The organism is Streptomyces corchorusii (assembly GCF_001514055.1).
Lineage (GTDB): Bacteria > Actinomycetota > Actinomycetes > Streptomycetales > Streptomycetaceae > Streptomyces > Streptomyces olivaceoviridis.
On record NZ_KQ948358.1, the window covers coordinates 131865 to 151542 of the forward strand.

The 19678-nt window shown below is 72.0% G+C and carries 16 protein-coding genes and 1 pseudogene; 4 read left to right on the forward strand and 13 right to left on the reverse strand.

Annotation, left to right across the window (positions count from 1 at the left end; translation table 11 throughout):
- Positions 1–2: 2 nt before the first annotated feature.
- From rplS to AQJ11_RS21715, 6 genes are all read right to left on the reverse strand, one after another.
- Entirely contained in the window at positions 3–353 is a 351-nt protein-coding gene (rplS, locus tag AQJ11_RS21690) for a 50S ribosomal protein L19 (RefSeq protein WP_014675270.1), read from the reverse strand.
- Between the two features lie 134 nt (positions 354–487).
- A complete protein-coding gene (gene trmD, locus AQJ11_RS21695) occupies positions 488–1321 on the reverse strand; it encodes a tRNA (guanosine(37)-N1)-methyltransferase TrmD (protein ID WP_059264099.1) in 834 nt (277 codons plus the stop codon).
- On the reverse strand, positions 1318–1875 hold the full coding sequence (rimM, locus tag AQJ11_RS21700; protein ID WP_014675268.1) for a ribosome maturation factor RimM: 558 nt from the start codon (positions 1873–1875) through the stop codon (positions 1318–1320). Before rimM ends, trmD begins: the two co-directional genes overlap by 4 nt.
- Positions 1876–1957: 82 nt before the next feature.
- Positions 1958–2197, reverse strand: a complete 240-nt coding sequence (locus AQJ11_RS21705; protein WP_003973401.1) for an RNA-binding protein — start codon at positions 2195–2197, stop codon at positions 1958–1960.
- A gap of 5 nt (positions 2198–2202) precedes the next feature.
- On the reverse strand, positions 2203–2622 hold the full coding sequence (gene rpsP, locus AQJ11_RS21710; protein WP_014675267.1) for a 30S ribosomal protein S16: 420 nt from the start codon (positions 2620–2622) through the stop codon (positions 2203–2205).
- 300 nt (positions 2623–2922) lie between these two features.
- A complete protein-coding gene (locus AQJ11_RS21715; protein WP_014675266.1) occupies positions 2923–3519 on the reverse strand; it encodes a hypothetical protein in 597 nt (198 codons plus the stop codon).
- Positions 3520–4041: 522 nt separating this feature from the next.
- Here AQJ11_RS21715 and AQJ11_RS21720 point away from each other — a divergent pair.
- Positions 4042–4926, forward strand: coding sequence for a class I SAM-dependent methyltransferase (locus AQJ11_RS21720; protein WP_208616580.1), 885 nt, complete (start codon positions 4042–4044; stop codon positions 4924–4926).
- A gap of 9 nt (positions 4927–4935) precedes the next feature.
- On the opposite strand, the gene ftsH is transcribed toward AQJ11_RS21720, so the two are convergent.
- From ftsH to nsdA, 6 genes are all read right to left on the reverse strand, one after another.
- Positions 4936–6870, reverse strand: a complete 1935-nt coding sequence (ftsH, locus tag AQJ11_RS21725; RefSeq protein WP_086011584.1) for an ATP-dependent zinc metalloprotease FtsH — start codon at positions 6868–6870, stop codon at positions 4936–4938.
- A 110-nt stretch (positions 6871–6980) separates the two neighbouring features.
- Positions 6981–8528 (reverse strand): signal recognition particle protein, encoded by a 1548-nt coding sequence (gene ffh, locus AQJ11_RS21730; RefSeq protein WP_014675263.1) that lies wholly within the window; start codon positions 8526–8528, stop codon positions 6981–6983.
- A gap of 81 nt (positions 8529–8609) precedes the next feature.
- Complete coding sequence (locus tag AQJ11_RS21735; protein WP_014675262.1) at positions 8610–11063, reverse strand: [protein-PII] uridylyltransferase; 2454 nt, start codon at positions 11061–11063, stop codon at positions 8610–8612.
- Between the two features lie 54 nt (positions 11064–11117).
- Entirely contained in the window at positions 11118–11456 is a 339-nt protein-coding gene (locus tag AQJ11_RS21740; protein ID WP_030990174.1) for a P-II family nitrogen regulator, read from the reverse strand.
- Positions 11453–12793, reverse strand: a complete 1341-nt coding sequence (locus AQJ11_RS21745; protein ID WP_014675260.1) for an ammonium transporter — start codon at positions 12791–12793, stop codon at positions 11453–11455. Before AQJ11_RS21745 ends, AQJ11_RS21740 begins: the two co-directional genes overlap by 4 nt.
- Before the next feature lie 341 nt (positions 12794–13134).
- Positions 13135–14613, reverse strand: coding sequence for a transcriptional repressor NsdA (nsdA, locus tag AQJ11_RS21750; protein WP_059264100.1), 1479 nt, complete (start codon positions 14611–14613; stop codon positions 13135–13137).
- Positions 14614–15071: 458 nt separating this feature from the next.
- Here nsdA and AQJ11_RS21755 point away from each other — a divergent pair, with 458 nt between their 5' ends.
- Entirely contained in the window at positions 15072–15734 is a 663-nt protein-coding gene (locus tag AQJ11_RS21755) for a bifunctional DNA primase/polymerase (RefSeq protein WP_059264101.1), read from the forward strand.
- Positions 15735–15831: 97 nt separating this feature from the next.
- Here AQJ11_RS21755 and ftsY read toward each other — a convergent pair whose 3' ends face one another.
- Positions 15832–17034: a signal recognition particle-docking protein FtsY gene (ftsY, locus tag AQJ11_RS21760; RefSeq protein WP_059264102.1), complete on the reverse strand. Its 1203-nt coding sequence runs from the start codon at positions 17032–17034 to the stop codon at positions 15832–15834.
- Between the two features lie 168 nt (positions 17035–17202).
- Here ftsY and AQJ11_RS46170 point away from each other — a divergent pair, with 168 nt between their 5' ends.
- Both AQJ11_RS46170 and AQJ11_RS21770 read left to right on the forward strand, forming a co-directional pair.
- Positions 17203–18654 carry a cytosine permease gene (locus tag AQJ11_RS46170; protein WP_059264103.1) on the forward strand — a complete coding sequence of 484 codons (1452 nt, stop codon included), beginning with the start codon at positions 17203–17205 and terminating at the stop codon, positions 18652–18654.
- A gap of 144 nt (positions 18655–18798) precedes the next feature.
- A pseudogene (locus AQJ11_RS21770) lies at positions 18799–19591 on the forward strand (LLM class flavin-dependent oxidoreductase).
- Positions 19592–19678: the final 87 nt, after the last annotated feature.

Sequence of the window (19678 nt, forward strand, 5' to 3'; positions counted from 1 at the left end):
GCTCAGCTCTCGCGCTTCTCCTTGATCTTCGCGGCCTTGCCCCGCAGGTCACGGAGGTAGTACAGCTTGGCGCGGCGCACGTCACCCTTGGTGACCAGCTCGATCTTCTCGACGATCGGGGTGTGCACCGGGAAGGTGCGCTCGACGCCGACGGAGAACGAGACCTTGCGGACCGTGAAGGTCTCGCGGACACCGGAGCCCTGGCGGCGGATCACAACGCCCTTGAACTGCTGCACACGGGAGCGGTTGCCCTCGATGACGCGCACGTGGACGTTGACGGTGTCACCCGGGCGGAAGGCCGGGATGTCGCTGCGCAGCGACGCGGAGTCGACGGAGTCGAGCAGGTGAGACATTTCGTCTGCTTTCTTCGCTGATGCCACAGGTCATCAACGGGAGCTAGGTGTACAGGAGTCTGCCGTGCGGGTCGGGGCGGGCGTCGTGTCCCCCTGTGGCAGGGGCGCACGCCGGACGGGCGCACAACAGCGGTCTATTGTTCCACGCCCTCGGCCCGGCGCCAAAATCGGCCGTACGACTCCCCGTCCGGGTCCGGTTCCCAGCCCAGGATGGAGAGCATCTCGCGGTCCTTCTTGTCGAAGGCCTTGGGGTCGCAGCGCTCGATCAGGTCGGGGCGGTTCAGGGTCGTGCGGCGCAGGGCCTCGTCACGGCGCCAGCGGGCGATCTTCCCGTGGTGGCCGCTGAGCAGCACCTCGGGGATGTCCCGGCCGCGCCAGACGGGCGGCTTGGTGTAGACGGGGCCTTCCAGGAGGTTGGCCATCGCGCCGGGGGCGAAGGAGTCGTCGCGGTGGGACTCCGCGTTGCCGAGGACGCCGGGCAGCAGCCGGGCGACGGCCTCGGTGATGACCAGGACGGCCGCCTCACCGCCGGCGAGGACGTAGTCGCCGATGGAGACCTCGTGGACCGGCATCCGGGTCGCGTACTCGTCCATGACGCGCCGGTCGATGCCCTCGTAGCGGGCCGGGGTGAAGATCAGCCAGGGGCGCTCGGACAGCTCGACGGCCAGTTCCTGGGTGAAGGGGCGGCCGCTGGGCGTGGGCACGATCAGCGCGGGCTCCCGGGCGCCCGACTCGTAGCCGTCGGCGAGGACCGTGTCGAGGGCGTCCCCCCAGGGATCGGTCTTCATGACCATGCCGGGGCCGCCGCCGTAGGGCGTGTCGTCCACCGTGTTGTGCCGGTCGTACGTCCACGCGCGCAGGTCGTGCAGCCGGACGTCGAGCTGCCCACGCGCGCGTGCCTTGCCCACGAGGGAGACGTTGAGCGGCTCCAGGTACTCCGGGAAGATCGTGACGACGTCGAGCCTCATGCGCCGTCGTCCCCGGACTCGTCCCGGGCGGAGGCGATCTCGGCGCGGTCGTCGATCAGGCCGGGCGGGGGCGCGATGACCGCCTTCTGCTCCGCCAGGTCGATCTCGGTGACGATCTCCTCCACGAAGGGGATCAGCACCTCGCTGCCGTCGGCGCGCTCGACGATGAACAGGTCCTGCGTGGGCAGGTGCGAGATCTCGGTGATCCGGCCGACCTCCGTGCCGTCCTCGGTGACGACGTCGAGGTCGATGAGCTGGTGGTCGTAGTACTCGTCCTCGCCCTCGGGCCGTTCCTCGGGGTCCACCTCGGCGATCAGCAGGGTGTTGCGCAGCGCCTCGGCGGCGTTGCGGTCGGTGACACCCGCGAAGCGCAGCAGGAGGCGGCCACTGTGGACGCGCCCGGTCTCGATGGTCAGCGGTCCCGCCGAGGCGGGGTCCGTGGCGAGTACGGCGCCGGGCGCGAGCCTGAGTTCCGGCTCGTCGGTACGTACCTCGACGGTGACCTCGCCCTTGATGCCATGGGCACGGCCGATCCGTGCGACTACGAGCTGCACCTGTCCAAATCTCCTGTCGTACGACTGCGGGCCGGGGACGGCCCTGAGGCCCTCCCCGGCCCGAGCCGGTTGCGATGAAGCGTCAGCGGACGTGGTCCACGTCGACCAGGTCGACGCGGACACCGCGACCGCCGATGGCGCCCACGACGGTGCGCAGGGCGCGCGCGGTGCGGCCGTTGCGGCCGATCACCTTGCCGAGGTCGTCCGGGTGGACCCGGACCTCCAGCACGCGCCCGCGGCGCAGGTTGCGCGAGGCGACCTGCACATCGTCAGGGTTGTCGACGATGCCCTTCACGAGGTGCTCAAGCGCCTCTTCGAGCATGCTGCTCAGGCCTCGGAGGACTCGGACTCGGCAGCGGCCTCGTCCTTCTTCTCAGCCTTCTTCTTCTGGGTGATCGCCTCACCCTTGCCCTCGTCGTCACCGCCGAGAGCCTCGAACGACGGGCGGGCGGCCTTCGGCTCCGCGACGAGCAGCGGCGCGGGAGCCGGCTCGCCCTTGAACTTCTGCCAGTCGCCGGTCTTCTTCAGGATGGCGAGCACGGGCTCGGTCGGCTGGGCGCCGACGCCGAGCCAGTACGCCACACGCTCGGCGTCCACCTCGATGACCGACGGGTTGTAGGTCGGGTGGTACTTGCCGATCTCCTCGATGGCCCGGCCGTCACGGCGGGTACGGGAGTCGGCGACGACGATGCGGTAGTGAGGCGAACGGATCTTGCCCAGACGCTTCAGCTTGATCTTGACTGCCACGGGAGTGGGTTCTCCTGGATTTGACGTGGTTGGGCACGGCGAGTTGCCGCGTGGGGTTGCGGTACCCGAGTGCCCGATGGACGCGTCAGCCGGAGGAGAGAGGGGTCCTGTGCGGCTGTCGAGTACAGCTAGCCATTCTGCCATACCCCGCGGGCCGCTCTCGGCCGAGGGTGCGCGAGCTCTGCCCGGGCATGCCGGCGAGGCACCCGGCGTGGAGGTGAGGTCACGTCGGGTGCGCAGCCCGGTGCTGCGAGGTCGCGGGTCGCCACCGGTCACGGCTGCCACGAGCAGCCGTGACCGCTACGCCGCTCCCACGACCTCCGGGATCCTGAACGGCTTGCCGCAGCCGCCGCAGACGATCGGGGCCTGGGCGAGGACCGAGGGCACCACCCGGACGTTGCGGCCGCAGTCGCACACCGCCTTGACGCGGACGCCGCCACCGGAGGAGCCGTGCCGGGCGGCCGGGCCGCGGAAGGTGCGGGAGGTGTCGGCCGAGGTGGCCACCGTGTGGGCCTTCAGGGCGCGCTGGAGCCGCTCGATGGTCGGGCGGTAGCGCCGCTTCGCCTCGGCGTTGAGCGTGACCAGCGAGAAACCGCTGCTCGGGTGCGGCTCCTCGGGGTGGTCCAGGCCCAGCTCCTCGGCGATGGCGAGGAAACGGCGGTTGTGGTAACGGCCCGCCCGGGAGGTGTCGCGGACGCCGCGGGCGGCGGCGATGCCGTGGACTGCCTCATGGAGCAGCCTCTCGAAGGAGAGTTCGTGCCCGCACGCGGACGACGACTCCCCGATCAGGGATTCAGGCGCGGCAAGGTCGGGCAGCTCGGGGTGGTACCGCTGAATGTCGGCCCACGCCTGCGCCAGCTCTGCGGCGAGAACAGGTGGTGTCTGTGTCGTGCTCACGTAATGACAACGAGCGGGAGGGCCGCTGTGTTCCTATTCCGGGGCATCCCAAATAATTTTGCACGTACCCGTCAGTTGCCGCTGATGCGTCCTGACGAGGGCGGGTGCGCTGATCTGCGGAGAAGCGTCGCAGCTCCTCCCAAGCCGGTGCGTAGTCCGCGCTACGCACCGTCGGTGAGCCCTGGGGCGACGAGGACCGGCTGCTGCGCAAGGGGCGTTTCGGCCGCTCTCGGCGCGCGCCCTCACCCGGGTCAGCGTCCACGGCCTGCGTGACGTTACCGCGTACCGCTGCGACCTGCGTCACCGGCCCGTCGCCCGGGAGCCGACACGGTAGGGCCCTCCGGATTGCCGGGATGTGAAATCTCGCCACACCGGCACCCTCACCCCAAGCCGGGCCCCACGACCCCTGGACGCCACCGCGAGCCGGGAGTTACCTGGCATACGTGGGAAGGGCGCGCGCACGGCACGGGGGCACGCAACCGGGCGCGGCGGCGAACTGTCGGCGGATTGGGGCGCTTACCTATGACACCTACGCTCGTGCGGCAGCACACGTCCCGCGCGGGGTCCGCACCCCGCGTGGACCTGAGCGCACGCGCGCGTGACTGGTCCGAGATCCAGGAGCGGATGCTCGTACCGCTCTACGAAGCCGTGTACGACCGACTCGAAGTGGGCCCCGCCACCCGGCTGCTGGGGCTGAACTGCGGTTCCGGGCTCGCCCTGCTGATGGCGGCCTCCAGGGGCGCCGCGGTCACCGGTGTCGACTCCGCCTCCCCCGAACGGCTCGCCCTCGCGCGCGAGCGCCTGCTGCCGGACGCCCCGCCCGGCCGGGGCGGCGACGGCGGACGCGGCACGCGCGCGCGTACGGCCGCGGAACTCCTCGACGGCCCGCCCGCGGCCACGGGCGGCCCGGAGGCGGGCGCGTACACCCTGGTGACCGCCTTCGAGCCGGTCGGCGGCCTCGCCGGCGACGCCGAGGGGCTGGACGACCTGCTCGCCGAAGCGCTGCCGCTGGCCGGGCGGGGGGCCGCCGTGGTGCTGGCCGGCTGGGGACCACCGGAGCGCTGCGCCACCTCCTCGGTGCTGCGGGTGGCCGCCAAGCTGGCCGATCCGCTGCGCGGCGCGCGCGGCCGGCCGGCCGCCCGGCGCGACGACCTGGAGGATGTCGCCAAGCGGTCCGGGCTGAAGCCGGACGGCTCGGGCCGGGTCGCCTGCCCGTTCGGGTACGCCGACCTCGACAGTGCCGTACGGGGGCTGCTGTCCACCGGCCTGTTCGACCCGGCGATCGCGGCGACCGACGCCAAACAGGTCGACAAGGAGTTGACGGAGGCCCTGCACCCGCACCGCCGCCCGGACGGCACCGTGTGGATGCCGAACGTCTTCCGCTACCTCATCGCGCGCGTGCCCTAGGGTCTTTCGTCAGTCCTCGCTCGGCTTGGTCAGGCGGGTGATCCCGGCGATCCGGTAGGCGTCCGCCTCCTCCAGCGTCTCGTTCTCCAGCAGCGCCCGCGCGAGCGCGTCCAGCCGGCCCCGGTGGTCGCGGAGCTTGCGGCACGCCTCCTCGTAGCACTCGTCCACGATCCGCCGCATCTCCGAGTCGATGACGTCCAGGGTCTGCGGGGCGGCCGACAGTCCGTACGCCTGCTGGGCGTCGCTCGGCAGGGCGGACAGCCGGCCGACGCGCTCGCTCATGCCCCAGCGGCCCACCATCCCGCGCGCGATGTTGGTGACCTGTTCGAGGTCGTTCTCGGCACCCGTCGTCACGACCCCGTAGACGACCTCTTCCGCCGCCATGCCGCCCAGGGCGCCGATGATGCGCCCGCGCAGGTACTCCTCGGAGTGCGCGTACCGCTCCACCTCGGGCGTGGACATGGTCACCCCGAGCGCACGGCCGCGCGGCACGATGGTGATCTTGCGGACGGGGTCGGCGCCGGGTTGCAGCATGCCGAGCAGGGCGTGGCCGCTCTCGTGGTACGCGGTACGGCGGCGGTCCTCCTCCGGCATGACCAGGGTGCGCTCGGCGCCGAGCTGCACCTTCTCCAGCGCCTCGGACAGGTCGGCGCCGGTCACCTGCTCCTGTTTGCGTTTGACCGCGAGCAGAGCGGCCTCGTTGGCGAGATTGGCCAGATCCGCGCCGGTCATGCCCGGGGTGACACGGGCGAGCTGCGTCAGGTCCACGTCGGGCGCGAGCGGGATCTGCCGGGTGTGGATCCGCAGGATCGACTCGCGGCCCCCGCGGTCCGGTGGGGACACGGTGACCACCCGGTCGAAGCGGCCGGGACGGGTCAGCGCCGGGTCCAGGATGTCCGCGCGGTTGGTCGCGGCGATGACGATCACGCCCTCGGCGCCCGAGAAGCCGTCCATCTCGGTGAGGATCTGGTTCAGCGTCTGCTCGCGCTCGTCATGGCCGCTCATCGACGAACTGCCGCCGCGCGCGCGTCCGATGGTGTCGATCTCGTCGATGAAGATGATCGACGGCGCCACCTTGCGGGCCTCGGCGAACAGCTCGCGGACGCGGGAGGCGCCGACGCCCACGATCATCTCGATGAACTCCGACGCCGAGGCGGAGAAGAACGGCACGCCGGCCTCCCCCGCGACCGCCCGCGCGAGCAGGGTCTTGCCGGTGCCGGGCGGTCCGGAGAGCAGGACCCCGCGCGGCAGCTTCGCGCCCATCCTGCGGTAGACGTCGGGGTGCTCCAGGAAGTCGACGACGTCGTCGAGTTCGCCCTTGACCTCGTCGATGCCGGCCACGTCGGCGAACGTCGTGCGCTCGGTGTCCGGCCGCGGCCCGACCGGTCGGGGCGGCGACCGGCGGCCGAACAGGCCGCCCGCGCCGGGCAGCATCCCGCCGAGCCGCCGCTGGACGAGGAGCCACACGACGACCAGGACCGCGATGGGGATGAGGGACATCAGCAGGTTGGCCGTCAGGCTGCGTTCCTGTACGACCGGGCGCGCGGTGACCGTGACCCCGTGGCTGCTCAGGTTCTGCCACAGCCGGTCGTCCGCGAAGGCGGGCCGCTGTGTCTTGAACTTGGTGTACTTCCCGCCGCCCTCGGGATCGGAGCGGGGGTTCTTGAGCTGGCCCTGGATCGCGTCGCCCTTGGAGTAGATCGTGGCGACGTTGCCCTCGCCGACCTGTCTGCTGAACTCCGTGTACGAGATCGTCGGCTCGTTGCCCTGGCCGAAGTAGTGCAGCCCGACGTAGGCCAGCACGAAGACGACCACCGCGGTGGCGAGCAGGCCCCACCATTTGCCGCCCCTGAGCCGGCCGGACCGCCGCGGGGGCTCCTCCGGTGTGCCCTCGGCGCGCCACGGCTGATCAGGCGCCTTGCGGGGCGGCGCCGCATCACTCATATCTGGACGTTACGACACCCCACGGGCCTCGGCACGCGCAAGGGGCGCCCCCTGTGTCAGGGAGGCGCCCCCGGCGTTCCGTGCGAGCGGGACTCAGCCCGTGCGCTTGCTCAGCCCATGAACTTCTTGAACTCGTCCGGCAGCTCGAAGTCCTGGCCGCCCTGCTGCGGCACCCCGAACGCGTTCCCGGCCTGCGCGGCGGCCTCGCGGCGCTGCGCCGCCTCCAGCTCCTGCTGCTTGCGCTTCATCGGGTTGCCGGAGCGCTGCTTGCCCTTGGCCTTCTTCTGCTGCTTCTTCTGCCGGCCGGGGCCGCCGCCCATGCCCGGGATCCCCGGCATGCCCGGCATACCGCCCTGGGCCATGCGGGACATCATCTTGCGGGCCTCGAAGAACCGCTCGACCAGGCTCTTCACCGCGCTGACCTCGACACCGGAACCACGCGCGATACGGGCGCGGCGGGAGCCGTTGATGATCGTCGGGTCCTGGCGCTCGGCCGGGGTCATCGACTTGATGATCGCGGCGGTGCGGTCGACGTCCCGCTCATCCAGGTTGGCGATCTGGTCCTTGATCTGGCCCATGCCCGGGAGCATGCCGAGCAGCTTGCTGATGCTGCCCATCTTCCTGACCTGCTCCATCTGGGACAGGAAGTCGTCCAGGGTGAAGTCCTGGCCCTTCTTCGACGCCAGCTTCGAGGCCATCTTCTGGGCCTCTTCCTGGCTGAACGTCTTCTCCGCCTGCTCGATCAGGGTGAGCAGGTCACCCATGTCGAGGATGCGGGAGGCCATCCGGTCCGGGTGGAACGCGTCGAAGTCGTCCAGCTTCTCGCCGTTGGACGCGAACATGATCGGCTTGCCGGTGATCTGCCGGATGGACAGGGCCGCACCACCGCGGGCGTCACCGTCGAGCTTGGACAGGACCACGCCGTCGAAGCCGACGCCGTCGCGGAAGGCCTCGGCGGTGTTGACGGCGTCCTGACCGATCATGGCGTCGACGACGAACAGGATCTCGTCGGGGCCGACCGCGTCCCGGATGTCCGCGGCCTGCTGCATCATCTCGGCGTCGATACCGAGGCGGCCGGCGGTGTCCACGATCACGATGTCGTGGACCTTGGACTTCGCGAAGTCGATGGAGTCCTTGGCGACCTTCACCGGGTCGCCGACGCCGTTGCCCGGCTCCGGCGCGTACACCGCGACACCGGCGCGCTCGGCGACGACGCTGAGCTGGTTGACGGCGTTGGGGCGCTGGAGGTCGGCGGCGACCAGCAGCGGGGAGTGGCCCTGCTCCTTGAGCCACTTGCCGAGCTTGCCCGCGAGGGTGGTCTTGCCGGCACCCTGGAGACCGGCCAGCATGATCACGGTGGGCGGCTGCTTGGCGAACCGCAGACGCCGGGTCTCGCCGCCGAGGATGGTGACCAGTTCCTCGTTGACGATCTTGAGGACCTGCTGGGCGGGGTTGAGCGCCCGGGAGACCTCGGCCCCGAGCGCGCGCTCCTTGACGTTCTTGATGAACGCCCGCACGACGGGCAGCGCCACGTCGGCTTCGAGGAGCGCGATGCGGATCTCGCGCGCCGTGGCGTCGATGTCCGCCTCGGAGAGCCGTCCCTTGCCGCGCAGGTTCTTGAAAGTCGCTGACAGGCGATCGGAGAGAGTGTCGAACACGGCGCTCGCGGTCCTCGGGGTCGGTGACGGTCTTGAAGGTCGCCCTCCAGGGTATCCCGGCGCCGCAAGCACCGGGGCAGCTCATCCGCGCAGCGTCTCCTCCAGCACCCCCGCCAGCGACGCCGCGTCCCCGGCGGGCAGGGGCGCGCCCGCCCCCGTCGTGACGTAGAACGCGTCCACCGCGTTGGAGCCCAGCGTGCTCACGTGCATGCTGCGCACCCGTACGCCGGCCTTCTCCAGGGCCATGCCGATGCGGTACAGCAGGCCCGGGGCGTCCTGGGCGCGGACCTCGATCACCGTGGCGTGGTGGGAGGCGGCCGGGGCGACGGCCACCCGGGGCGGCGGGGCGGTCCAGCCGCGGCGGCGCGGGTAGGCCGCGTCGCGTTCGGCGAGGCGGCCGGCGATGTCGAGGGTGCCGTCCAGGGCGCGGACCAGGTCGGTGCGCAGCCGGGCCGCCTGGGGCAGGGAGCCGTACTCGGCGGCGACCCGCCAATTGAGGAGGAGGACGGTTCCGTCGTCGTCCACACCGTCCGGCAGGCGCAGCGCGCGCAGTTCCGCCGTGCGCACGGTGAGGCGGTGCACGGCGAGGACCCCGGCGACCGCGGGGAGGACACCGGGCTGGTCGGGTACGGCGATGACCAGCTCCACGCCCAGGGGTTCCGGGTCGCCGGCCGGCTCCTCGTCGGTGACCGGTTCGGTCTGGGCGCGCAGGGCGAGGACCGGGCCGCCGGTGCGGTAGGCCTCGATGGCGAGGCGTTCCTGCTCGGCGGTGGGCGCGGCCGGCTCGGGCTCGTCGGGGGCGTCCCCGGCGAGGACGGCGCGGACCCGTCGGACGAGGTCGGCGACGAGGGAGCCGCGCCAGGAGGACCAGGCGGCCGGGCCGGTCGCGAGGGCGTCCGCCTCGGTGAGGGCGTGCAGCAGCTCCAGGGTGCTCTGGCTGCCGACGGCCTCGGCGACCGAGCGGACGGTGGCGGGGTCGTCCAGGTCGCGCCGGGTGGCGGTCTCGATGAGCAGCAGGTGGTGGCGCACCAGCAGGGACAGCACGGCCACGTCCGCGCGGTCGAAGCCGATCCGTGCGGCGACGTCCTTGGCGATGATCTCGCCGGCCACCGAGTGGTCGCCGGGCCAGCCCTTGCCGATGTCGTGCAGCAGGGCGGCGACCAGCAGCAGGTCGGGGCGGCTGACGCGGCGGGTGAACTCGGAGGCGCGGACCGCCGTCTCGATCAGGTGGCGGTCCACCGTCCACACGTGCACGGCGTTGCGCTGCGGCCGGCAGCGCACCCGCTCCCAGTCGGGCAGCAGGCGGGTGATCAGGCCCTCGGCCTCCAGGGCCTCCCAGACCTCGATCGTGGGGCGGCCGGAGCCGAGCAGGGTGACCAGCTGCTCGCGGGCCTCGGCGGGCCAGGGCGTGGGCAGGGGGCGCGCGGTGGCGGCCATGCGCCGTACGGCGTGCAGGGAGAGCGGCAGGCCGGCCTGGGCGGCGGCGCCCGCGGCGCGCAGCGGGAGCACGGGGTCGCGCTCGGGGCGTGCGGCGCGGGCGAGCACCACCTCGCCGTCCTGTTCCACCACGCCTTCGGCCAGGGGCGACCGCTCGGTGACCGGCTTGGTGCCGCCCAGCATGGCGCGCAGACGCGGCCGGACGGCGCGCGCACGCAGCACGCGCCCCACTTCCCGCCAGGTCACGTCACTGGCGTACGCGATCACCCGCGCCGCTTCGTAGACCTGCCGCAGCAGGGTGTCGGCGTCGAGCAGCCCCAGCTCGGCGGCGACCTGGTCCTGTTCCTGGAGGGCGAGCCGGTCGGTGGCGCGGCCGGTGGCCAGGTGCAGGGCGTCCCGGACGTCGAGGAGACGGCGGCGGGCGTCGGCCAGGCCCTCGCGGGGGGCGTCGGCGAGCCAGGAGGCGGCGACGGCGCGCAGGGCGGTGGCGTCGCGCAGGCCGCCGCGGGCCTCCTTGAGGTCGGGCTCCAGCAGGTACTGGAGCTCGCCCTGGCGCGCGGCGCGTTCGGCGCACAGTTCCTGGAGTTCGGGGAGGCGTTTGGGGGCCTGGTTGCGCCAGTCGGCGAGGGCGGCGGTGCGCAGGTCGGCGGTGAGGGCGGAATCGCCGGCCAGGTGGCGGGCGTCCAGCAGGCCGAGGTGGACCTTGAGGTCCTCGCCGGCCGTCTTGCGGGCCTCGGCGGGGGTGCGGACGGAGTGGTCGAGGGCGAGGCCGAGGTCCCAGACCGGGTACCAGAGCCGGTCGGCGAGGGCGGCGACCGCGCCGGGGTCGGAGCCGTCGTGGAGCAGGACGAGGTCGAGGTCGCTGCGCGGGGACAGTTCCCCGCGGCCGTAGCCGCCGACGGCGACGAGCGAGACGCCGTGCGCCGCTCCCGCCGCCGCGTCGAACAGTCCGGCGAGCCAGTCGTCGGTCAGTCCGGACAGGGCGGCACGGCGCGGCGGCCCGGACCGCGCCCCCTCCGTGAGGAGGCGCAGCCGGGCCGCCGCGTAGCCGCCGGGCCCCGAGTCTTCCGTCTCTTCGCGCACATCCGTACCGGTCACCCAGCGACTCCTGTCCGTTTCCCCCGAGGTTCCCCTGTCCCGCATTGTGCTGTGTCAGAGCGCGTCCGGCCCGCGCTCGCCCGTGCGCACCCGTACGGCGGTCTCCACGGGCAGGGACCAGACCTTGCCGTCCCCGATCTTGCCGGTGCGGGCCGCCTTGACGATGACCTCGATCAGCTGCTCGGCGTCGTCGTCCTCGGCCAGCACCTCGATGCGGATCTTGGGCACGAGGTCGACGGTGTACTCGGCGCCGCGGTAGACCTCGGTGTGGCCGCGCTGCCGGCCGTAGCCGCTGGCCTCGGTGACGGTGAGCCCGTGGACGCCGAAGGCCTGGAGGGCTTCCTTGATCTCGTCGAGCCGGTGGGGCTTCACGACGGCGGTGATGAGCTTCATGCGTCCACCTTCTTGTTCTGCGCGGCGGCCAGGGCCGTTGCGGCGAGGGAGCCGGTGACGCCGCCGCCGGCGCCGCTGAAGTCGTATGCGGTCTCGGCGTGCTCGGCCTGGTCGATGCCGGAGATCTCCTCGTCCTCGGTGACCCGCATGCCCAGGGTCTTGTCGAGGAGGAAGGCGAGGACGGCGGAGACGATCAGAGAGTAGGCGAGGACCGCGAAGACCCCGGCGCACTGCTTCCACAGCTGGGTGAAGGTGTGGTCGCCGTAGAAGACGCCGGTGGCGGTGGACTGGCCCTTGCCGGTGGCGAAGAAGCCGATGAGCAGGGAGCCGATGATGCCGCCGACCATGTGGACGCCGACCACGTCGAGGGAGTCGTCGTAGCCGAACCTGAACTTCAGCCCGACGGCCGCGGCGCAGGCGACACCGGCGATGGCGCCGACGGCGATCGCGCCGAGCGGGGAGACGGCGCCGCCGGACGGGGTGATGGCGACCAGACCGGCGACCGCGCCGGAGGCGGCGCCGAGCGTGGTGCACGCGCCGTGCCGGATCTTCTCGTAGGCGAGCCAGGCCAGCATGGCGGCGGCCGTCGCGACCTGCGTGTTGACGAACATCAGCGCGCCGACGCCGTCGTCGTTGCCGAGCCAGGAGCCGGCGTTGAAGCCGAACCAGCCGAACCACAGCAGACCGGCGCCGAGCATGACCAGCGGGAGGCTGTGCGGGCGCATGGGGTCGCGCTTGAAGCCGACGCGCTTGCCGATGACGAGGATGACACCGAGCGCCGCGGCACCGGCGTTGATGTGGACCGCCGTACCGCCCGCGAAGTCGATCACGCCGAGCTTGTAGGCCCAGCCGTCGGCGCCCCAGACCCAGTGGGCGACCGGGACGTAGACGATCGTGGCCCACAGGGCGACGAAGAGCGTCCAGGCGGAGAACTTGACCCGGTCGGCGAGGGCGCCGCTGATCAGGGCCGGGGTGATGATCGCGAACATCAGCTGGAAGACCATGAACACGAAGATCGGGATGGTGTAGCCGTCCCAGAGCTGCGTCAGGCCGATGTTGCTGAGGCCGATCCAGTCGGCGTTCCAGCCGAGCAGGCTGTTGCCCGTGCCGAAGGCGAGGGAGAAGCCGTAGAGGACCCACAGGATGGTGACGATCCCCAGGCTGATGAAGCTCATCATCAGCATGTTCAGGGTGCTCTTGACGCGGACCATGCCTCCGTAGAAGAAGGCCAGTCCCGGGGTCATCAGCATCACCAGGGCGGAACAGATGAGCATGAAGCCTGTGTTCGCGGACGACAGTCTGGGTGCGTCCGCCGCAAGCATGATGGCTGGTGCCATCGGCGTCTCCTCGTCGGTTGGTACGGCCCCGTGCGGGCGGTGCCTGAGCGGTCCGGTCGGTGAGGGGTGGGCCGGTTATGCGCCACGAGACTGGCGCAGCGCGGTTTCGGTGGAAGCCCCTCGTTGTTTCGCCGGGGTGACGAAGGCGCCCTGTGTGTTACGCGTCGGTGAAGCGCGGGATACCGGGCCGCGCGATCGTTATCGTGGCGCAACCTTCTCCGCGGGACCCGCGCAAAGACACGAGCCGGCCGCGGCGGGCCTTCCGATGACCTGGCATGGGGGAGCCGAGTCGGGCAGTTCGGGAGGACCGGCCGCGGCCGGGGTTCGGGGTGCTGTGGTGGTCAGACGGCTTCGGCGGCCTCCGGCAGGTCGACGGCGAGCTGCTCACTGAGGTCGACCACGGCGGCGAGGTCGCCGTAGTCGCGGGCGGCCGTGTCGACCGTCTTTCGGATACGAGTGTTCACACGCTCGGAGCGGACCTTCTTGGCGATCTCCATGGCGCGCGTGGCATAGGTCGTGCTCTCCTCGGGCTCGCGCTGGAGCAGGTGCACGGTGGCCATGCCGATGAGGTTGAGCGCGTACGACCGCTGGTGCTCGGAGTCGTCGGCGAACAGCTCCACGGCGCGCCGCATGAGCGGCTCGGCGAGGGAGGCGTAGGTGGGGCTGCGCCCGGCCACGTAGGCGAGGTCGCGGAAGGAGTGGGAGTTCTCGCCGTACAGCTCGGCCTCGGAGAAGAAGCGGATCCAGTCGGGGTCGGGCTCGTCCCACTCGTCGACCTCGGCGAAGGTGTCCTCGGCCATGCGGACGGCGCGCTTGGTCCTGCCGGGCTGGCCCATGTTGGCGTAGGCGCGGGCCTCCATCGCATACAGCATGGACTGGGTGCGCGGGCTCGCGCAGTCGCGGCTGCCGTACTGGGCGAGGTGGATCAGCTCCAGGGCGTCCTCGGGCCGGCCGAGATGGATCATCTGGCGGCTCATGCTGGAGAGGATGTACGAGCCGAGCGGCTTGTCCCCGGCTTCCTTGGCCGCGTGCAGGGCGAGCACGAAGTACTTCTGGGCGGTGGGCTGGAGGCCGACGTCGTACGACATCCAGCCGGCCAGCTCGGCCAGCTCGGCGGCGACCTGGAACAGCTTGCGGGTGATGGCCTCGGGCTGGGGCTCCTGGAGCAGGTCGGTGACCTCGTGCAGCTGGCCGACGACCGCCTTGCGGCGCAGGCCGCCGCCGCACTGGGCGTCCCACTGGCGGAACATGCGCGTGGTGGACTCCAGCAGCTCCAGCTCCGGCCGGGACAGCGGGCCCGGCCTGCGCGCGTCGTGGGCGGGCTGGGGCTCGGGCGGGGCCGGGGCGGCCGGGGCGGGCACGAGCCAGCGCTGCATGGGCTCGATGAGGGAGGGGCCGGCGGACAGCGCGAGCGACGTCCCGAGGAAGCCGCGCCGGGCGAGCATCAGGTCGCTGCGGGAGAACTCGCCGAGCAGGGCGACGGTCTGCGGGCCCGTCCAGGGCAGGTCGACTCCGGAGGCGGCGGGCGACTGGCGGGCGGCGCGCAGGCCGAGGTCCTCGATGGAGACGACGCAGCCGAAGCGCTCGGAGAACAGCTCCGAGAGGATGCGCGGGATCGGTTCGCGCGGGTTCTCGCCGTCCAGCCAGCGGCGGACCCGCGAGGTGTCGGTGGAGATGTGGTTGGCACCCAACTGGCGTGCCCTGCGGTTCACTTGGCGGGCCAGCTCGCCCTTGGACCAGCCGCTGCGCACGAACCACGAACCGAGCAGTTCGTTGGGGCGCTTGTCAGCGTGTGTCCCGCTTCCGCCACTGCCGCCCACTGGAACGCCCCCATCCCTGAGACCACTTGCCGCCCGATGCGCCAAGCCCTATCAGAATGCCGGTAAATAGGGCCTCCCGTCCGCCGGTTCTCACCCTTCGAACGGTTTGACGACTTGCCTCCGGCATACCCGCGAGTGCATGTGCCCCGGGGACTCGCACACTCACAGTAATCCTACGATCACCCGTCCAACCACAGGGATCCCTGAAACGCCACCATTCGCCACCCCTTCGAATGAACTCACGGTGGCCAGCCCGCGATTCACTTGACAGAGGACGGCCGGAAGTCGGCGGAGTGATGCACTCAGGGGCGCGTGACCCTCCGGTGCGCCACCCTCCGCACCTCAAGGCGCCGCCTTAGCGCCGCGTCGCCGCGGGGAGGCGGAGCCGTAACGTTACGTTCCGTTTCCGTCTCGTTCCGTGGCGTGACCACCGGCGCGCTGGACCCGTTGGAGGGGGCATGGGCTTCACGATCGGCGGCATCCGCGAGATCCGTTCGGGCACGCGCCGGCGCGGCCGGTCCGCGGAGTGCACCGCCGTGGCCGAGTTCACCGGGCTGTGGGGCTGGGACGTGGTGCCGGGGGCGCGGGCCGCCGGGGGCGCCTGCTCGTGCGGGCGGTCCGACTGCCCGGCGCCGGGCGCGCATCCGCTGGACTTCGCCGCGCCCGTGCCGGCCGGGGCCACGCTGGACGAGGTGGGCAAGGCCTGGTCGGAGTTACCGGGCGCCTCGGTGATGCTGCCGGTGGGCCGGGCCTTCGACGTCATCGAGGTCTCGGAGCCGGCCGGCCGCCGCGCCCTGGTCCGCCTGGAGCGGATGGGCCTCCCGCTCGGCCCGGTGACCGCGACCCCCGACGGCCGCGCCCACTTCTTCGTCGCGCCCGGCGCCGCCGCCGACCTGCCCCGGCTGCTCTACCGCATGGGCTGGGACGACCCGGCCGCGCTGGACCTGCGCGGCCTCGGCCCCGGCACGCACATCACCGCGCCGCCCTCCGACCGGGGCGGCCTGGGCCCGGTGCGCTGGCTGCGCCCGCCCGCGCTGGACTCGGCGACGCGCCCCCCGGCGGCCCGGCTGCTGCTCGGCACGCTGGCGTATGTGGCCCACCGGTCGCGGGCCAGGGCGTAGGCCGGCCCGGCCAAGACGAAGCTCCCGTCCCCGACTGCACCTCGGGGCGGGAGCTTCTTGGTGTCCACGTGACCACCTGCCGGCGTCCGCGGGTGGTTCACTCGCCGATAAGCGCATGCACGAACGCCTCCGGCTCGAACGGCGCGAGGTCGTCCGCGCCCTCGCCGAGCCCCACCAGCTTGACCGGTACGCCCAGCTCGCGCTGGACCGCGATGACGATGCCGCCCTTGGCCGTGCCGTCCAGCTTGGTCAGCACGATGCCGGTGATGTCCACGACCTCGGCGAACACGCGGGCCTGGACCAGGCCGTTCTGGCCGGTGGTGGCGTCCAGGACGAGCAGCACCTCGTCCAGCGGCGCGTGCTTCTCGACCACGCGCTTGACCTTGCCCAGCTCGTCCATGAGACCGGTCTTGGTGTGCAGGCGGCCGGCGGTGTCGATGAGGACGACGTCGACCCCCATCTCCTTGCCCTCCTTGACCGCGTCGAAGGCGACGGAGGCGGGGTCGCCGGCCTCGGGGCCGCGCACGGTGTAGGCGCCGACGCGCTCGCCCCAGGTCTGGAGCTGGTCGGCGGCGGCGGCGCGGAAGGTGTCGGCGGCGCCGAGCACGACGCTGCGGCCGTCGGCGACGAGCACGCGGGCGAGCTTGCCCGTGGTGGTGGTCTTGCCGGTGCCGTTGACGCCGACGACCATCACGATGCCCGGCTTGCGGTCCTCGGGCTCGGTCCTGACCGTGCGGTCGACCTCGGTGCCGATCAGCGTGAGCAGCTCCTCGCGGAGCAGGCCGCGCAGCTCCTCGGGGGTGCGGGTGCCGAGGACCCGGACGCGTTCGCGCAGGCGCTCGACCAGTTCCTGGGTGGGCTGCACGCCGACGTCGGCGGTGAGCAGCGTGTCCTCGATCTCCTCCCAGGTGTCCTCGTCCAGGTGCTCGCGCGAGAGCAGCGTGAGCAGGCCCTTTCCGAGGGCGTTCTGCGAGCGGGACAGGCGGGTGCGCAGGCGGACCAGCCGGCCTGCCGTGGGCTCCGGGATCTCGATCTCGGGAGCCTCGACCACGGGAGGCTCCTCGACGACGACCGGTGCGGGGCCGCCGGGAAGATCCACCTCCTCGATCGTCCGGCGCGGTTCGTCGCGCGGCGTCTCCGCCTCGTCGCCGACGTGCGGCTCGGCCGGGGGCGCGGTGATGTCGGGCGCTTCGGGGGGCGGCGGGGGCAGCGGCTTCCGGCGCCGGCTGCCCACGATCAGCCCGCCGAGCGCGCCGAGCACGACCACGGCGATGACTACAGCAAGGATGATGGTTTCCATAACCCGTCCAGTATCGGCCATGGGGTCTGCGCGGACCCCGTTTGTGGCTTCCTCCGAGAGACAAACGCCACGTATTGCTAGGAGTGGGAGCAAAGTACGATGGTGGGCGCGCTGTTGACGCGCGTAGAGTCCCCTCGTCCCTGTCCCCCCACGTCTGGCACCTCTTTCATGACGAAAACCGTCGAGACCGAAGGCGCTCTCGAAACGCGCGGTATCGAACAGGTCCCCGACCACGAGCGCACGGCGAAGACCCGGGAACTGTTCCCCACCTGGGTCGGTGCGAACATCAGCGTGCTGCTGCTGACGATGGGCGCGAGCCTGGTCGTGGCGTACCACCTGAACATCTGGCAGGCGCTGGTCGTCGCGGTGGCGGCGCCGGTCGTGTCGTACGGCCTCGTGGGCCTGATCGGCATCGCGGGCAAGCGGGGCGGCGCGCCCGGCATGGCGCTGTCGCGGGCGGTGTTCGGACAGCGCGGCAATCTGCTGCCCGGTTCGCTGATCTGGGTCGCGCGCTGGGGCTGGGAGACGATCAATGCGGTGACCGGCGCCTACGCGATGCTCACCATCCTGGACATCCTGTTCGGCATCAGGGCGAACAGCGTGCTGGACATGGTGACGCTGCTGGTGTTCGTCGTCGCGACCTTCGCGATCTCCGGGCTCGGCATCAACGCCGTGCAGAGGTGCAACAAGTACGCGACCTACCTCTTCGGTGTCTTCTCGGTGCTGGTCCTGGCCTATCTGGTGGCGAACACCGACTGGTCGCGGGTGATGGACCACAGCGCCGGTTCCACGGCCGCGGTGATCACCGGCATCGGCATGATCGCGGCGGGTGGGGTGAGCTGGATCCCGACCGCCCCGGACTTCACCCGCTACCTGCCGCGCACGGCCTCGTCCAAGGCGATCGTGGGTACGGCGGTGGGTGGCGCCGGTGTCGTCGTGCTGCCCATGGTCCTGATGGGCGCGGTGATGGCCGTCGCCACGCCGGACCTGGCCTCGGCGAGCGACCCGGTGTCCTTCCTCGGCGAGATCCTGCCGACCTGGATCGCCGTGCCGTACCTGTTCATCGCGCTGATCGGCATGCTGCTGATCAACTCGATGTCGATGTACTCGGCGGGCTTCACCGCGCAGACCCTGGGCTTCAAGGTGCCGCGGCACTGGGCGGTCTCGGTCAACGCCGTGATCTCGCTGGTCTTCGGCGGGGTGCTGATGCTGGTGGCGACGAGCTTCATGGGCTCGTTCATCGCCTTCCTGTCGCTGCTGGCGGTCGCCTTCTCGGCCTGGGTCGGCGTGTTCGGCGCGGACATGTTCCGCCGCACGGAGTACGACGGCCGGGCCATGGCCGACACCACCCGCGCCAGCGCCTACTGGTACCAGGGCGGCTTCTCCCCCGCGGCCGTGGCCGCCTGGGCGGTGGGCCTGGTGTCGGGCCTGATGTTCACCACCTCGGACTGGTTCACCGGCCCGCTCGCGACGAACAACGTGATCGGCGAGTACGGCCTCGGCTGGGTCGCGACGATCGTGATCTCCGGCGGGCTGTACCTGGTGCTGCCGAAGCCGGCGGCGGCCCGCCCGGCCGGGACGACCGAGCCGGCCGGGGAGCGCACGGCCGCCGGCGTGTGACGCGCCTCGGCCGGACGGGTCGCTCCCGCGCCCGCAGCCCTCGCCTTCGGTCATCCCGCGAGCCTGCCCGCCCGGTCCTGGATGTCTGACGTATCGTCAGCCAAGGTCCCCCTCCACCGCAGCGCACCGGAGGGGGACCTTCCCATGCCCGTCACGGTCGTACGTTTCAACCTCGTCGCGCCCGGCGCCCCTCCCGCCGCCCTCTCCGCCCGCTACCGGGCCGCTGCGGCTGGCGGAGGAGATCGCCGTGCTGGACCTGCTCAGCGGCGGCCGGCTGGTGACCGTGGCCGGGATCGGGTACCGGCCGCAGGAGTACGCCCTGTTCGGCGTGGACTGGCACCGGCGCGGCCGGCTCCAGGACGAACTGCTGCGGACGCTGCTGACGGCGTGGACCGGCGAGGAGTTCACCTACCGGGGCCGGCGGGTACGGCTCACCCCGCGCCCGTACACCGATCCGCACCCGCTGCTGCTGGTCGGCGGTTCCTCCAGCGCCGCCGCCCGCCGGGCCGCCCGGTTCGGCCTGCCGTTCTTCCCGAGCGGGCACCTGCCGGAGCTGGAGACGTACTACGAGGGGAAGCCGACCGAGTACGGCACCGAGGGCTGGACCATGATGCCGGCGGCCGGGACCCCGCTGCTCCACCTGGCCGAGGACCCGGACCGGGCGTGGGCCGAGTACGGCGGGCACTTCCTGCACGAGGCGCGGACGTACGCCTCCTGGCAGTCGGGCGGGATCCGCTCGGCGGTTGGGTCGGCGGCCACGACCGTGGCGGAGCTGCGCGCCGAGGGCGTGTACCGGATCCTCACACCGGAGCAGTGCGTGGCGCAGGGCCTGGACAGCCTGGTGCTGCATCCGCCGGCGGGCGGCATGCCGGTGGAGGAGGGCTGGCGCAGCCTGCGGCTGTTCGCGCGGCGGGTCCTTCCGGCGCTGGAGGGCTGAGCCGGGCGGTGCGGCCGTACGACACCGCCGCCCCCGGTCCGGGCAGTGGCCGGGCCGGGGGCGGCGGACGGTTCGAGGAGAGGGGCA

Excerpts from the sequence above, each read along its gene's own strand:
- AQJ11_RS21740 (WP_030990174.1), bottom strand. The coding sequence starts at position 11,456 with ATGAAGCTCATCACCGCCGTCGTGAAGCCCCACCGGCTCGACGAGATC.
- ftsY (WP_059264102.1), bottom strand. The coding sequence starts at position 17,034 with ATGGAAACCATCATCCTTGCTGTAGTCATCGCCGTGGTCGTGCTCGGC.
- AQJ11_RS21720 (WP_208616580.1), top strand. The coding sequence starts at position 4,042 with ATGACACCTACGCTCGTGCGGCAGCACACGTCCCGCGCGGGGTCCGCA.
- trmD (WP_059264099.1), bottom strand. The coding sequence starts at position 1,321 with ATGAGGCTCGACGTCGTCACGATCTTCCCGGAGTACCTGGAGCCGCTC.
- ftsH (WP_086011584.1), bottom strand. The coding sequence starts at position 6,870 with ATGAGTGATGCGGCGCCGCCCCGCAAGGCGCCTGATCAGCCGTGGCGC.
- rplS (WP_014675270.1), bottom strand. The coding sequence starts at position 353 with ATGTCTCACCTGCTCGACTCCGTCGACTCCGCGTCGCTGCGCAGCGAC.
- AQJ11_RS21755 (WP_059264101.1), top strand. The coding sequence starts at position 15,072 with ATGGGCTTCACGATCGGCGGCATCCGCGAGATCCGTTCGGGCACGCGC.
- AQJ11_RS46170 (WP_059264103.1), top strand. The coding sequence starts at position 17,203 with ATGACGAAAACCGTCGAGACCGAAGGCGCTCTCGAAACGCGCGGTATC.
- AQJ11_RS21705 (WP_003973401.1), bottom strand. The coding sequence starts at position 2,197 with ATGCTCGAAGAGGCGCTTGAGCACCTCGTGAAGGGCATCGTCGACAAC.
- AQJ11_RS21745 (WP_014675260.1), bottom strand. The coding sequence starts at position 12,793 with ATGGCACCAGCCATCATGCTTGCGGCGGACGCACCCAGACTGTCGTCC.